The sequence below is a fragment of the Salipiger sp. HF18 genome (assembly GCF_011806505.1).
GTDB lineage: Bacteria > Pseudomonadota > Alphaproteobacteria > Rhodobacterales > Rhodobacteraceae > Salipiger > Salipiger thiooxidans.
The window spans coordinates 1-14,276 of sequence record NZ_JAATOS010000074.1 but is presented as its reverse complement, the minus strand read 5'-3'; the positions used below and the strand labels follow the sequence as shown (position 1 = coordinate 14,276).

11 protein-coding genes are annotated in these 14,276 nt (G+C 67.0%); 4 read left to right on the top strand and 7 right to left on the bottom strand.

Features of this window, described 5'->3' with window-relative positions; translation table 11 throughout:
* Both argJ and HC022_RS09310 read right to left on the bottom strand, forming a co-directional pair.
* A partial coding sequence (gene argJ, locus HC022_RS09315) for a bifunctional glutamate N-acetyltransferase/amino-acid acetyltransferase ArgJ (RefSeq protein WP_167452238.1) occupies positions 1-1,227 on the bottom strand: 1,227 nt, incomplete at its 3' end.
* The gene (locus HC022_RS09310) at positions 1,228-2,076 is read right to left on the bottom strand and encodes a peptidylprolyl isomerase (protein ID WP_089956657.1); all 849 of its coding nucleotides are present in this window, start codon (positions 2,074-2,076) and stop codon (positions 1,228-1,230) included. It lies immediately after the preceding gene.
* Positions 2,077-2,271: 195 nt separating this feature from the next.
* Between HC022_RS09310 and secA the strand changes: the two genes are divergently transcribed.
* From secA to HC022_RS09295, 3 genes are read left to right on the top strand one after another with little or no spacing between them, the layout of a single operon-like run.
* Positions 2,272-5,403, top strand: coding sequence for a preprotein translocase subunit SecA (secA, locus tag HC022_RS09305; RefSeq protein ID WP_254885020.1), 3,132 nt, complete (start codon positions 2,272-2,274; stop codon positions 5,401-5,403).
* Positions 5,390-6,124 (top strand): translocase, encoded by a 735-nt coding sequence (locus HC022_RS09300; protein WP_254885019.1) that lies wholly within the window; start codon positions 5,390-5,392, stop codon positions 6,122-6,124. Before secA ends, HC022_RS09300 begins: the two co-directional genes overlap by 14 nt.
* A gap of 22 nt (positions 6,125-6,146) precedes the next feature.
* Positions 6,147-7,700, top strand: coding sequence for a phosphate ABC transporter substrate-binding/OmpA family protein (locus HC022_RS09295; RefSeq protein WP_167452236.1), 1,554 nt, complete (start codon positions 6,147-6,149; stop codon positions 7,698-7,700).
* Positions 7,701-7,718: 18 nt separating this feature from the next.
* Here HC022_RS09295 and radC read toward each other — a convergent pair whose 3' ends face one another.
* The 3 genes from radC to dnaK all read right to left on the bottom strand — a co-directional run bounded on the left by radC (position 7,719) and on the right by dnaK (position 11,883).
* Positions 7,719-8,483 (bottom strand): DNA repair protein RadC, encoded by a 765-nt coding sequence (radC, locus tag HC022_RS09290; protein ID WP_167452235.1) that lies wholly within the window; start codon positions 8,481-8,483, stop codon positions 7,719-7,721.
* A 234-nt stretch (positions 8,484-8,717) separates the two neighbouring features.
* On the bottom strand, positions 8,718-9,875 hold the full coding sequence (gene dnaJ, locus HC022_RS09285; RefSeq protein ID WP_008886942.1) for a molecular chaperone DnaJ: 1,158 nt from the start codon (positions 9,873-9,875) through the stop codon (positions 8,718-8,720).
* 79 nt (positions 9,876-9,954) lie between these two features.
* Complete coding sequence (gene dnaK, locus HC022_RS09280; RefSeq protein WP_008887209.1) at positions 9,955-11,883, bottom strand: molecular chaperone DnaK; 1,929 nt, start codon at positions 11,881-11,883, stop codon at positions 9,955-9,957.
* 221 nt (positions 11,884-12,104) lie between these two features.
* On the opposite strand from dnaK, the gene HC022_RS09275 reads away from it, so the two are divergent.
* On the top strand, positions 12,105-12,710 hold the full coding sequence (locus tag HC022_RS09275) for an alpha-ketoglutarate-dependent dioxygenase AlkB (protein WP_040384676.1): 606 nt from the start codon (positions 12,105-12,107) through the stop codon (positions 12,708-12,710).
* Positions 12,711-12,889: 179 nt separating this feature from the next.
* Here HC022_RS09275 and HC022_RS09270 read toward each other — a convergent pair whose 3' ends face one another.
* Both HC022_RS09270 and HC022_RS09265 read right to left on the bottom strand, forming a co-directional pair.
* Positions 12,890-13,504, bottom strand: coding sequence for an SH3 domain-containing protein (locus HC022_RS09270; RefSeq protein ID WP_167452234.1), 615 nt, complete (start codon positions 13,502-13,504; stop codon positions 12,890-12,892).
* Between the two features lie 84 nt (positions 13,505-13,588).
* Positions 13,589-14,275: an ABC transporter permease gene (locus HC022_RS09265; RefSeq protein ID WP_368484641.1), complete on the bottom strand. Its 687-nt coding sequence runs from the start codon at positions 14,273-14,275 to the stop codon at positions 13,589-13,591.
* Position 14,276: the final 1 nt, after the last annotated feature.

Sequence of the window (14,276 nt, the reverse complement as noted above, 5' to 3'; positions counted from 1 at the left end):
GGACCGGTAGTCGGCGTTGATCGAGATGTAGCCGTGGGTCAGGTCGCAGGTCCAGACGGTGGCCTTGCCCTCGCCGAGGCCGATGTCGACGTTGATCGCGATCTCGGGTTTCTTCATCAGCGCCGCGCCGTCCTCTTCCTTGTAGGAGGGGGCGACCCACCCGTTTTCGGCCACGAGCACGTCACCGAAGCGGATGCTCAGGGCGTCGCGGTCGGCGGCGGCGCCGGACTTGCCGACGGCCATGACGACGCGGCCCCAGTTCGGGTCCTCGCCGGCGATGGCGGTCTTGACCAGCGGCGAGTTGGCGATGGCGAGCGCGTGGGTGCGGGCGTCGGCGTCGTCGCGGGCGCCGGTGACGTTCACGGTGACGAACTTGGTAGCGCCCTCGCCATCCTTCACAACCTGGTGCGCGAGATCAAGGAAGACGGCCTCGAGCGCTTCGGAGAAGGCGGTGTCGGCGGTGGTGACCGCGACGCCGGAGGCGCCGGTGGCCCCCGTCAGCAGCGTGTCGGAGGTCGAGGTGTCGCTGTCGACGGTGATGCAGTTGAAGCTGCGGTCATTGATCTCGGAGACCAGTGCCTGCAGGTCGCCGCGGCTGATCTTCGCGTCGGTGAAGATATAGACCAGCATCGTCGCCATGTCGGGGGCGATCATGCCAGAGCCCTTGGCGAATCCCGCGATCTTCACCTCGCCGCCGGGCAGCGAGACGGTGGCGCAGGCGCCCTTGGGGAAGGTGTCGGTGGTCATGATGGCGCGTGCCGCCTCGGAGCCCTTGCCGGGGTCCAGCGCCGCGACGAGGTCGCCGACCTTGGCAATGATGCGGTCATGGGGCAGGCGCTCGCCGATCACGCCGGTGGAGCTGGTGAAGACGCGGGTGGCGGGCAGTCCGGTGGCCGTGGCCACGGCCTCGCAGATCGCTGCCACCGAGCCGTCGCCGGCCTTGCCGGTGAAGGCGTTGGAGTTGCCCGAGTTCACGATGATCGCGGCGCCGTCGTCGCTGTCCGAGCCGATCTTGGCCTGGCAGTCGAGCACGTTGGCGGAGCGCGTCGCGGAGCGAGTGAAGACCCCGGCCACAACCGAGCCGGGGTCGAGGAGGGTCAGCATCACATCCGTTCGTCCGGCGTATCGGACCCCGGCCGCGACCGAGGCGAAGCGGACGCCGTCGATCACCGGAAGATCCGGGAACGCGGCAGGGGCGAGGGGCGAAACGGACGTGATCTTGGCCACTTATTCCTCCAGGAGCTGCATGTTGGACAGCACCGAGGTGTCGATGTCGGCCTTGTCCGTGCGGGTGACTTCGGCTGCGCCGAGCTTTTCGTCAATATAATTCTGCACCGCTTCCTGCTGCAGCTTCAGCTCGATGTCGGCGCGGACTTCCTCGAGTTGCGGCGCTTCCTTGTTGCGCTCGTCGTTGAGCTTGATGACGTGCCAGCCGAACTGGGTCTGCACCGGGGCCGAGATATCGCCCACGGACATCTGCTCGACGGCGGCCTGGAAGGGCTCGACCATCATGCCCGGGCCGAACCAGCCGAGCTCGCCCCCGTTGGGGCCCGAGGGGCCGGTCGATTTGGTCTTGGCGAGCTCCGCGAAGTCGGCGCCGCCGTTCAGTTCCTCGATCAGGGCCTGCGCCTCTTCCTCGGTCTCGACGAGGATGTGTGAGGCGTTGAACTCCTTGCCGAGCTCGGCAGTGGCGTATTCCGCGTCGTAAGCGGCCTGCACGGCCTCGTCGCTCACGGCATCGTTTGCGATGGACTGAACCACCTCGGCGGCCAGCAGCGAGCGGCGCTCGTTGTCGAGCGACAGGGTCACGCGCTTGGTCTCCTCGGCGCGGTCGTCCTGCGCGAGCACGGTCTGCTGCACGATCTGGTCGAGAATGCCGTCCCAGAGGACTTCGTCGCCAAGTTGCTGATACTGCTCAGGAAGCTGGGCGCGGATCACCAGCATGTGGCCGAGTGTGATGTCCTGTCCGTTGACCGTGGCGACGACCGAGTCGAGGTCCATCTCCTCCGCCTGAGCGGGCAGCGCCAGCGTGAAGGCGAGGGCGGCCGCGGTCAGTGTGGTGAGCGTTCTACGCATGTCGTTAGGTCCTTTCCCGGTCCCTGGGTTGGCCGCCCGGGGCAGGCGGCGTTGACAGTATCCGGCCCTGCGCTTACATCGCCATATGGCTCTGCAAGGCCGGTCGTTCCCCTGTGTCATATGGGCTGTGTGCGAGGCGGGCAAGCGGATGCCACCGCAAGAACACGGTTTTGTCAGACAGGAAGCAGGCCAGGAATGCTGGGTATCGGAACTATCGCGCGGAAGGTTTTCGGAACGCCGAACGACCGCAAGATCAAGGCGACGCGCCCGCTGGTCGACAAGATCAACGCGCTCGAGCCGGAGTTCGAAAAGCTCGATGACGCCGGGCTGATCGCCAAGACCGAGGAGTTCCGCAAGCGCATCGCCGACGGCGAGAGCCTGGACCATATCCTCCCCGAGGCCTTCGCCAACTGCCGCGAGGGCGCACGCCGGGCCATCGGCCTGCGTGCCTTTGACGTGCAGCTGATGGGCGGCATCTTCCTCCACCAGGGCAACATCTCGGAGATGAAGACCGGTGAGGGCAAGACGCTGGTCGCCACCTTCCCGGCCTACCTCAACGCGCTGACCGGCAAGGGCGTGCACATCGTCACCGTCAACGACTACCTCGCCCGCCGCGACGCCGAGTGGATGAGCAAGGTCTACGGCGCGCTGGGACTGACCACCGGCGTGGTCTACCCGCAGCAGCCCGAGGACGAGAAGCGCACCGCCTACGCCGCCGACATCACCTACGCGACGAACAACGAGCTGGGCTTCGACTACCTGCGCGACAACATGAAGTCCGAGCTCAGCCAGATGATGCAGCGCGAGCATTACTTCGCCGTCGTCGACGAAGTGGATTCGATCCTCGTCGACGAGGCGCGGACGCCGCTGATCATCTCGGGCCCGAGCCAGGACCGGTCCGAGCTCTACATCGCCATCGACAAGATCATCCCCGAGCTGGCGGATGATGCCTACACGATGGACGAGAAGACCCGCAACGTGACCTTCACCGAGGAAGGCAACGAGGCGCTGGAAGAGCTGCTGCACGCCCGGGGCATCCTGCCCGAGGGCCAGACGCTCTACGATCCGGAAAGCACCACGGTCGTCCACCACGTGAACCAGGGCCTGCGCGCCCACAAGCTCTACAGCCGCGACAAGGACTACATCGTCCGCGACGGCAACGTGGTGCTGATCGACGAGTTCACCGGCCGGATGATGGTCGGCCGCCGTCTCTCCGACGGTCTGCATCAGGCCATCGAGGCCAAGGAAGGCTGCCAGATCCAGCCCGAGAACGTGACCCTCGCGCAGGTGACCTTCCAGAACTACTTCCGTCTCTACGAGAAGCTCGGCGGCATGACCGGCACCGCGGCCACCGAGGCCGAGGAATTCATGGAGATCTACGGGCTGGGCGTGGTCGAGGTTCCGACCAACCGTCCCATCGCCCGCCAGGATGACGACGACCAAGTATTCCGCACGGCGCGCGAGAAGTACGACGCCATCGTCGAAGAGATCAAGGTTGCCCACGAGAAGGGCCAGCCGGTCCTCGTCGGCACCACCTCGATCGAGAAATCCGAGCTGCTGTCGCAGCTGCTGACCCGCGCCGGGCTCAAGCACAACGTGCTGAACGCCCGCCAGCACGAGCAGGAGGCGCAGATCGTCGCCGACGCCGGCAAGCTGGGCGCGGTGACCATCGCCACGAACATGGCCGGCCGCGGCACCGACATCAAGCTGGGCGGCAACGTCGAGTTCAAGATCATGCAGGCCATCGAGGCCGACCCGGAAGCCGATCCCGAGGCGATCCGCGCGCGGATCGAAGAGGGCCACGCCCAGGACGAGGCCGCGGTGAAGGCGGCCGGCGGCCTCTTCGTGCTGGCCACCGAGCGTCACGAGAGCCGTCGCATCGACAACCAGCTTCGCGGCCGTTCCGGCCGTCAGGGCGACCCGGGCCGCAGCTCGTTCTACCTCTCGCTCGAGGATGACCTGATGCGCATCTTCGGCTCCGAGCGTCTCGACCGGATGCTCTCGAAGCTGGGGATGAAAGAGGGCGAGGCCATCGTGCACCCCTGGGTGAACAAGTCGCTCGAGCGCGCGCAGGCCAAGGTCGAGGGGCGCAACTTCGACATCCGCAAGCAGCTGCTCAAGTTCGACGACGTGATGAACGACCAGCGGAAGGTGATCTTCGCCCAGCGGCGCGAGATCATGGAAGCCGAGGACGTGTCGGAGATCACCGAGGACATGCGCCACGAGGTCGTCGACGAGCTGGTCGACACCTACATCCCGCCCAAGACCTACGCCGACCAGTGGAACACCGAAGGCCTTTACGCCGCCGCCATCGAGAAACTGGGCGTCGACGCGCCGGTGATGAAGTGGGGCGATGAAGAGGGCGTTGACGCCGAGATCATCCGCGAGCGTCTCGAAGAGGCGTCGGACAAGATGATGGCCGACAAGGCCGCCGCCTTCGGTCCCGCCACCATGCGCCAGATCGAGAAGCAGGTGCTGCTGCAGACCATCGATACCAAGTGGCGCGAGCACCTGCTGACGCTCGAGCACCTGCGCTCGGTGGTGGGCTTCCGCGGCTACGCGCAGCGCGACCCGCTGAACGAGTACAAGACCGAGGCGTTCCAGCTCTTCGAGAGCATGCTCGAATCGCTCCGCGAGACGGTGACCGAGCAGCTCTCGCGCATTCGTCCGATCACCGAGGACGAGCAGCGCGCGATGTTCCAGCAGCTCGCCCAGCAACAGGCCGCCCTGCGCCAGCAGGCCGAGGCCGCGCAGCCCGCGACCGCGCCGACGCCGGTTCCGGCCGCGGCCGACACAGGGGCTGAGGCGGGCGGGGTGGCGCTTGCGCCACTGGTCGAAGGCTTCGACGAATCCAATCCGGACACCTGGGGCTCGCCCAGCCGAAACGATGCCTGTCCCTGTGGCTCGGGCAAGAAGTTCAAGCACTGCCATGGTGGCCTGAGCTGCCCGAAAGCCCCGGGACCAGGGGGCGCTTGGGCCCCTTTTTCTGCCAGAATGCCTCCCCGTAACCGCCGCAACAAAGCCGCTTTTCCTTGCGAGATTGTTTACCAACAAGGAATGTGGACCGTGAGCGGAGGCCTGGATGGAGCGTCTCAAGACATATCTTCTTGGAGTGGTGACTGCCTGTGCGGCGCTGGCCATCGGCTTCGTCATGGAGCATGGCGCCGCGACGCAACCCGTCCTGAGCGCCGAGGCCGCGCCGCTGGTGGTCAGTGGGATCACCGAGACCTCCTCCGCCGTCGCGCCGCGCCTTCCCGCCACCAGGGCCGCCTACCGGGTTCCGGCGCAGCCGTCCCTCGCCTCGCTCCGGACCGTGCCCGCGCCTGACAGCGCCGCCTCGCTGCAGGCCGCTGCGGCCTCGCCCGACTGCATCGTCACCGCACGCGCCGAGGTCGAGCTCGGCGCCATGGTGGCGCTCGAGGTCATGGCGCCCTGCTACCGCTCCGAGCGCGTCGCCATCCATCACCAGGGCATGATGTTCACCGAGATCACCCGCCCCGACGGCAGCCTGCGTGTGAGCGTCCCGGCGCTGGCGGAAAGCGCGCTCTTCATCGTCTCCTTCGGCAACGGCGACGGCGCCATCGCCCGCGCCGAGGTCCCCGTCCTGCCCTATTACGACCGCGTCGTGTTGCAGGGGCAGGGGGGCAGCGGGCTCGGCCTGCACGCGCTCGAGTTCGGCGCGGGCTACCGCGACGAGGGCCACGTCTGGTCGGAACGCACCGGCGACGTCGAGCGCGCCGCGCAGGGCGATGGCGGCTTCCTGACCCGGCTCGGCAACAGCCTCGTGCCCGGTGCTCTGGTGGCCGAGGTCTACAGCTTCCCCACCGGTGGCGCCAAGCGCGAGGGCAGCGTGGCGCTCACGGTCGAGGCCGAGGTCACCGCCGGGAACTGCGGCACCACGGTCGAGGCCCAGATGCTCGATCGCCGGGGCTCGGGGCGGCTCGGCGTCAACGATCTGTCGCTCGACATGCCGGCCTGTGACGGCGGCGTCGGAGATTTTCTGGTGTTGAATAATCTGGTCGAAGACCTGAAGATTGCCGCGAGGTAGACAGGGGCAACCGGGGTCTTTCATGCAGGCGTTTCGTGCGGCGGTCTTCGCCGCACTTTTCATTACAGGCACACCGCTTCTGGCGCAGGACATCACCCTGCGCTCGCGCGATGGCGGGATCGAGCTGAACGGCACTCTGCTGGGCTTCGACGGTGAGTTCTACCGGGTCGAAACCCGCTACGGCGAGCTCACCGTGGACAGCTCCGGCGTGCTCTGCGACGGCGTGGGCTGCCCCTCGCTGACCGATTTCGTGGCCGAGATGCGGGTCTCGGGGTCTGCCACCATCGGCGACGTGCTGATGCCCGCGCTGATCGAGGGCTTCGCGCTGCGCAACGGGCTCGAGGCCGAGCGTCTGCAGCTGGGCGACACCGGTTTCCGCTACGAGCTCACCGATCCTGCCGAGGACCGCGTGGTCGGGCGCTTCGACTTCCGCATCAGTAGCACCGACACGGGCTTCGCGGACCTGCTCGCCGACGAGGCCGACATCGTCATGGCCCTGCGCGAGATCCGCGACAACGAGGAAGCGCTGGCCAGCGAGGCCGGGCTCGGAGACCTCTCGGATCCCAACCGCAGCCGGGTGCTGGCGCTCGACGCGATGATCCCGGTGGTCGCTGCGAACAACCCGGTCAGCGCGCTGTCACTCTCGGACCTCGCGCGAATCCTGTCGGGGCGGCTCAGCAACTGGCGCGAGCTCGGCGGGCCCGACGCGCCGGTGGTCCTCCACCTGCGCAACGCCGAATCCGGGCTGTCGCAGGGGATCGAGGACCGGCTGCTGCGGCCGTCGGGGCTCGAGCTCGACGGCGAGATCATCCGCCACGCGGGCAATGCGGCGCTGGCCGAGGCGGTGGCCGGAGATCCCTTCGGCATCGGCCTCGCGAGTTACTCCGAGATCGGCAACACCAAGCCGCTCTACATCACCGGCAGCTGCGGCTTCCAGCTGCGCGGGCGGCGCGCCGAGATCAAGACCGAGGACTATCCGCTGACCGCGCCGATGTTCCTCTACCTGCCCGCGCGGCGTCTGCCGGCGCTGGCGCGGGACTTCCTCGCCTTCACCCGCAGCGCCCCGGCGCAGATCGTCATCCGCCGGGCGGGGTTCGTGGATCAGGCGCCCGAGGAGCTGGCGCTGAACCTGCAGGGCGACCGGCTGGCCAATGCCATCGCGGTGGCCGAGGGCGAAGGCGGGCTGGCGCTGCTGCAACACATGGTGACGGCGCTGGCGCCAATGCGGCGGCTCACCACCTCGTTCCGCTTCGAGCCCGGCTCGGTGCGGCTCGACGCGCAGTCGCGCTCGAACGTGCAGCAGCTGGCGCGCTCGTTCGAGGCGGGCGAGTACGACGGCCGCGAACTGGTCTTCGTGGGCTTCTCGGACGGGCAGGGGGATGCGGACGCCAACCTCGAGATCGCCCGAAAACGCGCCGACGCGGTGCGCACGGCGGTGGAGCAGGCGGCCGAGGCTGCCGACCTTGACCGCATCGGCATGGCGACCGAGGCCTTCGGTGAGGCCATGCCGATGGCCTGCGACGACACGGTCTGGGGCCGGCAGGTCAACCGCCGCGTCGAGGTCTGGGTGAACTGATCCGCCTGCTCACCCGGGCTACAGCAGCCCGGCGCTGCGGAAGCTCAGCTCGCGGGATTTCCCGATCACGAGGTGGTCGTGCAGGGTGATCCCCAGCGCATCCGCCGCGACCTGGATCTGCGCGGTCATGTCGATGTCCGCCTGGCTTGGCGTAGGATCCCCAGAGGGATGGTTGTGCACGAGGATCAGCGCCGAGGCATTGAGCTCGAGCGCGCGCTTGACCACCTCGCGCGGGTAGACGGGCACGTGGTCGACGGTGCCCCGCGCCTGCGGTTCGTCGGCGATGAGCACGTTCTTTCGGTCGAGGAACAGGACGCGGAACTGCTCGGTGTCGCGGTGGGCCATGGCGGTCTGGCAATACTCGAGCAGCGCGTCCCACGAGGTGACCACCTGCTTCTGCAACACGCGCGAGCGGGCAAGCCTGTGCGCGGCAGCCTCGACGATCTTGAGCTCGGTCACCACGGCGTCGCCGACCCCGGCGGTCTCGTGCAGGCGGGTGGCCGGCGCCGAAAGCACTCCGTTGAAATCGCCGAAACGCTCGAGCAGCGCGCGGGCGAGCGGCTTCACGTCGCGTCGGGGGATGGCGCGGAAGAGCACGAGTTCCAGCAGCTCGTAATCCGGCAGCGCATCGGGGCCGCCTATGAGGAAGCGCTCGCGCAGCCGGGCGCGATGGTCGCGGATGTAGGAGGGAAGCTGCCTCTCTCCGCGGGCAGGCAGCTCCGGCGCTTCGTCGTGATCGAAGAGTGCGGCCTGGGAATCGGAGAATTGCGGAGCACGTTTCATGCCGCCAGATTGACGCGGGCTGGTTAGCGAAGGGTTAAAAGCAGAAAGGCCGCGCTGAAGCGCGGCCTTTCGGATGTGTGCGTTGGATGGGGGCCCGTGATTTCACCAAACCCTCCCACGGAGGGTTTGCCCGCGCCAGAGGCGCGGGTACGTGATGGCCCTGGGCTCCGCCCGTGATTTCATCAAACCCTCCCCCGGAGAGTTTGCCCGCGCCAGAGGCGCGGGTACGTGAAATCACCCCTTCATCGAATCCCAGAAGTTCTTCACCGATGAGAAGAAGCTGTGCGATTCCGGATTGTTGTCCTCGGACAGCTCCTCGAACTCGCGCAGGAGTTCCTTCTGGCGCGAGGTCAGGTTCACCGGGGTCTCGACCGCGAGTTCGATGAACATGTCCCCCGCAGCACCGCCGCGCAGGGCGGGCATGCCCTTGCTGCGCAGGCGCATCTGGCGGCCGGACTGGCTGCCGGAGGGGATCTTCACCCGGCTGCGGCCGCCGTCGATGGTCGGGACCTCGATGTCGCCGCCAAGTGCTGCCGTGGTCATCGACACCGGCACGCGGCAATGCAGCTCGACGCCTTCACGCTCGAAGATCTCGTGCGGCTTGACCTCGATGAAGATGTAGAGGTCGCCCGGAGGCCCGCCCCGCATCCCGGCCTCGCCCTCGCCGGCAAGCCGGATCCGGGTGCCGGTCTCGACGCCCGCGGGGATGTTGACCGAGAGCGCGCGTTCCTTCTGGACGCGGCCCTGACCGCCACACTTGGCGCAGGGGTTCTTGATGATCTGGCCGAGCCCGGAACAGGTCGGGCAGGTGCGCTCGACCGTGAAGAAGCCCTGCGTGGCGCGGACCTTGCCCATGCCGGAGCAGGTCGGACAGGTCACCGGCTCGGCGCCGCCCTCGGCCCCGGATCCGTTGCACTCGCCACACTGCACCGACGTCGGCACGTTGATGGTCTTCTGAAGGCCGTTGTAGGCCTCTTCCAGCGTCACGCGCAGATTGTAGCGCAGGTCGGCCCCGCGCGCGGCGCGCTGGCGCCCGCCACCCTGACGGCCGCCCATGAAGTCGCCGAAGAGGTCGTCGAAGACGTCGGAGAAGGCCGAGGCGAAATCGCCCTGGCCGCCCTGGAAGCCGCCGCCGGGACGCCCGCCACCACCACCGCCCATGCCACCTTCGAAGGCTGCATGGCCGAAGCGGTCGTAGGCGGCCTTCTTGTCGGCGTCCTTCAGGACGTCGTAGGCCTCGTTGATTTCCTTGAACTGTGCCTCGGCATCGGGGTTGTCCGCGTTACGGTCGGGGTGAAGTTCCTTCGCCTTCTTGCGATAGCCCTTCTTGATCTCTTCCGCGGAGGCCCCTTTCGCGACGCCGAGCAGGTCGTAATAGTCACGTTTGGACATCTATGTCCTCCTCTCGCCCGGAACGGGAAGGGGCCGGCCCGGCATCCGGACCGGCCCCCGATCTGTTCCGAGGCTTTGCTCAGCCACGCTTGTCGTTGCCAAGATCCTCGAAATCGGCGTCGACGATGTCATCATCCTGCGACGAGGACCCGGCGTTGGCGGAGGCCTCGGGATCGTCCGACCCCTCGGCCGAGTCGGCCTGCGCCTTGTAGATCGCCTCGCCCAGACGCATGGCCGCTTCGGTCACGTTCTGGATGCCGGCCTTGATCTTCTCGGCGGCGACGCCGTCCTTCTCGAGATCGTCCTTGAGCGCGGAGATCGCCAACTCGATGGCCTCGATGGTCGACGGGTCGACCTTGTCGCCGTGCTCCTCGATCGACTTCTCGGTCGAGTGGATGAGGCTTTCCGCCTGGTTGCGGGCCTCGACGAGCTCGCGGCGCTCCTTGTCCTTCTCGGCGTTCTCTTCGGCTTCCTTGACCATCTTCTCGATGTCATCGTCCGACAGACCGCCAGAGGCCTGGATGGTGATCTTCTGCTCCTTGTTCGTGCCCTTGTCCTTGGCGGACACGGAGACGATGCCGTTGGCGTCGATGTCGAAGGTCACCTCGATCTGCGGCAGGCCGCGGGGGGCCGGCGGGATCTGCTCGAGGTTGAACTGGCCGAGCAGCTTGTTGTCGGCAGCCATCTCGCGCTCGCCCTGGAAGACGCGGATCGTCACGGCCGACTGGTTGTCCTCGGCGGTGGAGAAGATCTGCGACTTCTTGGTCGGGATCGTGGTGTTGCGGTCGATCAGGCGGGTGAACACGCCACCCAGCGTCTCGATGCCGAGCGACAGCGGGGTCACGTCGAGAAGGACCACGTCCTTCACGTCACCCTGCAGGACGCCGGCCTGGATCGCGGCGCCCATGGCGACCACTTCATCCGGGTTCACGCCCTTGTGCGGCTCCTTGCCGAAGAACTTGGTCACCTCTTCCATGACCTTCGGCATGCGGGTCTGACCGCCCACGAGCACGACCTCGTCGATCTCTTCCTTCGAGATGCCGGCGTCCTTGAGAGCGGCGGCACAGGGCTTGAGCGAGTTCTTGATCAGGTCGCCCACGAGGCTTTCCAGCTTGGCACGGGTCAGCTTCATGACCATGTGCAGCGGCTGGCCGCCCGAGCCCATCGAGATGAACGGCTGGTTGATCTCGGTCTGGCTCGACGAGGACAGTTCGATCTTGGCCTTTTCCGCCGCCTCTTTCAGGCGCTGCAGGGCCATCTTGTCCTTGGTCAGGTCGACCTGGTGCTCTTTCTTGAACTCGTCCGCGAGGTAGTTGACGATCCGCATGTCGAAGTCTTCACCGCCGAGGAACGTGTCGCCGTTGGTGGATTTCACTTCGAAGAGGCCGTCGTCGATCTCGAGGATGGTGACGTCGAAGGTACCGCCGCCAAGGTCGTAGACCGCGATGGTCTTCGATTCCTTCTTGTCGAGACCGTAGGCCAGCGCGGCGGCCGTCGGCTCGTTGATGATGCGCAGCACTTCGAGACCGGCGATCTTGCCGGCGTCCTTGGTGGCCTGACGCTGGGCGTCGTTGAAGTAGGCCGGGACGGTGATGACCGCCTGGGTCACTTCCTCGCCGAGGTAGGATTCGGCGGTTTCCTTCATCTTGCCGAGGATGAAGGCCGAGATCTGGCTCGGGGAGTACCTCTCGCCCTTGGCCTCGACCCATGCGTCACCGTTGCCGCCGTCGACGATCTTGTAGGGGACGATCTTCTGGTCCTTCGTCACTTCCGCATCGGTGGTGCGGCGGCCGATCAGGCGCTTGACGGCGAAGATAGTGGCTTCGGGGTTGGTCACGGCCTGCCGCTTCGCGGGCTGGCCGACAAGGCGCTCGTCGTCGGCGAATGCGACGATCGAGGGGGTGGTGCGTGCACCTTCGGAGTTCTCGATGACCCGGGCCTGGCTGCCGTCCATGATGGCGACGCACGAGTTGGTGGTGCCGAGGTCGATACCGATCACTTTACCCATGTTTCGATCCCTTTCTGAATTCAAGGCGATGACGCGAGGTACTCGGACCCGATTACGGCATCAGAGCCCCGCTGTTTGATCTGCCGTCTGGCCGGGGCCTCGCGGCTTCGGGAGGTATATAAGGAGGGCGTTTCACCCCTGCAAGCGCCGCTCTTTGCCAGTTTCCCGGGAATCTCGGTATTTTCTTTGCGTCACATGAAGGGATGCGAAAGAAAGAGGCCATGACAGAGACCTTCGAACGACGCGGATTCCGGATCCACGCGGGCTTTCTCGACCGTGCCGCGCAGGAAACGCTGGTGGCGCGGCTGCGCGACTGCCTGCGGATCGCGCCGCTGTACCAGCCGGTGACGCCGCGCGGGCAGAAGATGTCGGTGCGCATGTCCGCGGCCGGGCGCTTTGGCTGGGTCACCGACCGCCGCGGTTACCGCTACGAGCCGCGCCACCCCGACGGCATGGACTGGCCGCCGATTCCCGACGAGGTGCTGGCGATCTGGGAGACGGTCTCGGGCTGCGCGCGGGCGCCGGAATGCTGCCTGATCAACTGGTACGGCGAAGGTGCGCGCATGGGCCTGCACCAGGACCGCGACGAGGCGGATTTCTCCTGCCCGGTGGTCTCGGTGTCGCTGGGCGACGAGGGGCTCTTCCGCATGGGCAACACCGAGCGCGGCGGCAGCACGGAGTCGGTCTGGCTGCGCTCGGGCGACGTCGTGGTGATGGGCGGCGAGGCACGGCTGCGGCACCACGGGGTGGACCGCATCCGCTTCGGCTCGTCGACGCTGCTGCCGCAGGGCGGACGGATCAATCTGACCTTGCGGGTGGTGAGCTGATCTCGGGGGCTGATCTGTTTTGTGGTGGGCTGAACCGGGGGGAGCCGAGGCGCTGACCTTCGGGCCTTGTACCCGGTGGCGAGCTCGGATGCCTCCGGCGGGAGTTTATCCGGCAAGATGAAGGGCGGGGGTCCGCCCTTGCCGTGGCGTCTCAGGGCGTTGGATGTGTCTGGTCCGGATCACTGCGGTTCGAGGCTGCAGCATCCCGAGACCGCCCGGCTGAGCGCGCCGGTCAGCACCACGGTGCCGCTCAGCCCCCAGAGACCGTCCGACATCCCGTCCGAGCATTCCGCGTCCTTCTGCATCACGAGCACGCCCTGCTGGTCCGGGCCGCCCGCGATGGAGACGAAGGGCTCGAAGCGGGCGTCGGCGCGGCGGAACGGGCCGGCGAGCATGGTCGCGACCTCGTCGTCGATGGCCGACCACGTGGCGTCGCCGCCGGGGGTGACATGGTAGCTCCAGAACGGCTCGGTCCCGAAGCAGGTCACCCCGGCGGCGTCGGGCATGGCGCTGCCCTCTTGCGGCGCGAGGAAGGAGAGCGAGGCCCAGCCGGTTCCCTCGCCGATGTTGACCCGGCCCCAGCTGCCGTCGTCGTTGGTGGCGGTCACCTCGACGTTCTGCTGGTTCGGGGCAAGCGCGCCGATGACGTCGGCCGCGGCGTCCGGGGCGGTGCGCACGTTCAGCACGTCCCCCGCCGCGACCCCGGTCACGTCGTAGAGCGCGGGAAACTCCTGGGCGAAGAGCGGCTGCGACAGCGCAAGGCCGCAGGCGAGCGAAAGCGCAAGGCGTGACATGGGCAATCCCTTTTCGGTCAATCTCTGGCGGCAGGATAGCAGCGATGCCGAGCGCAACCCAGGATGTTGCGGGCGGCCGCGGTGTCAGCGCCGCGCGCTCCAGCTCGCAGAGGCATGGCGGCGGGTGTAAAATTCGCCCATCAGCCCGATCATCAGCAGCACCAGCGAGACGTAGAGCGCGTATTCCCAGTTCGAGTTGCGCGGGTTGTAGTCGACGAAGGCGTAGCCGCGCGACTGGTCGATGGTGTGGAAGAGCGGGTTCCAGTCGAACATCACCAGCATGTAGCTCGGCAGGGCGTTGGCCACGAACATCTTGCCCGAGGCGATCATGTTGGCTCGCTGGTAGACCGTCGACAGGATCTGCACCGGCGTCGGGAACCACGGCTTCGCCGCAAGGAAGACCATGCCGATGGCCGCCCCCGAGAACCACGACAGCAGGATCATGGCGATGCAGCCGATGGGGTCGTGGATCTCCTGCATGACGAAGGGATTGAAGGCAACGTCGTAGACGAAGAGGATGAAGACCAGCGACAGGATCTGGATGTAGAGCGTCGACAGCATCGCCGAGGCGATGGCGATGGCGGTGTTCATCGGCGCGTGCTGCATCATCGGGCTGGCAGGCCCCTCGGAGGCGACGACGGCGCCCAGCGTCTTGGAGTGGGTCATGTAGAGGAACACGCCGGTCATGATGTAGATCATGAAGTCGCCGCGGATGGCGGTGCTGCGCATGCCGAGCACCTGGAACATGAAGTAGAAGGCGAGCACGAAGATG

What these genes read in the sequence shown, in the direction of transcription:
- HC022_RS09310 (WP_089956657.1), bottom strand. Translation starts at nt 2,076, where the DNA reads ATGCGTAGAACGCTCACCACACTGACCGCGGCCGCCCTCGCCTTCACG.
- secA (WP_254885020.1), top strand. Translation starts at nt 2,272, where the DNA reads ATGCTGGGTATCGGAACTATCGCGCGGAAGGTTTTCGGAACGCCGAAC.
- HC022_RS09295 (WP_167452236.1), top strand. Translation starts at nt 6,147, where the DNA reads ATGCAGGCGTTTCGTGCGGCGGTCTTCGCCGCACTTTTCATTACAGGC.
- radC (WP_167452235.1), bottom strand. Translation starts at nt 8,483, where the DNA reads ATGAAACGTGCTCCGCAATTCTCCGATTCCCAGGCCGCACTCTTCGAT.
- dnaJ (WP_008886942.1), bottom strand. Translation starts at nt 9,875, where the DNA reads ATGTCCAAACGTGACTATTACGACCTGCTCGGCGTCGCGAAAGGGGCC.
- dnaK (WP_008887209.1), bottom strand. Translation starts at nt 11,883, where the DNA reads ATGGGTAAAGTGATCGGTATCGACCTCGGCACCACCAACTCGTGCGTC.
- HC022_RS09275 (WP_040384676.1), top strand. Translation starts at nt 12,105, where the DNA reads ATGACAGAGACCTTCGAACGACGCGGATTCCGGATCCACGCGGGCTTT.
- HC022_RS09270 (WP_167452234.1), bottom strand. Translation starts at nt 13,504, where the DNA reads ATGTCACGCCTTGCGCTTTCGCTCGCCTGCGGCCTTGCGCTGTCGCAG.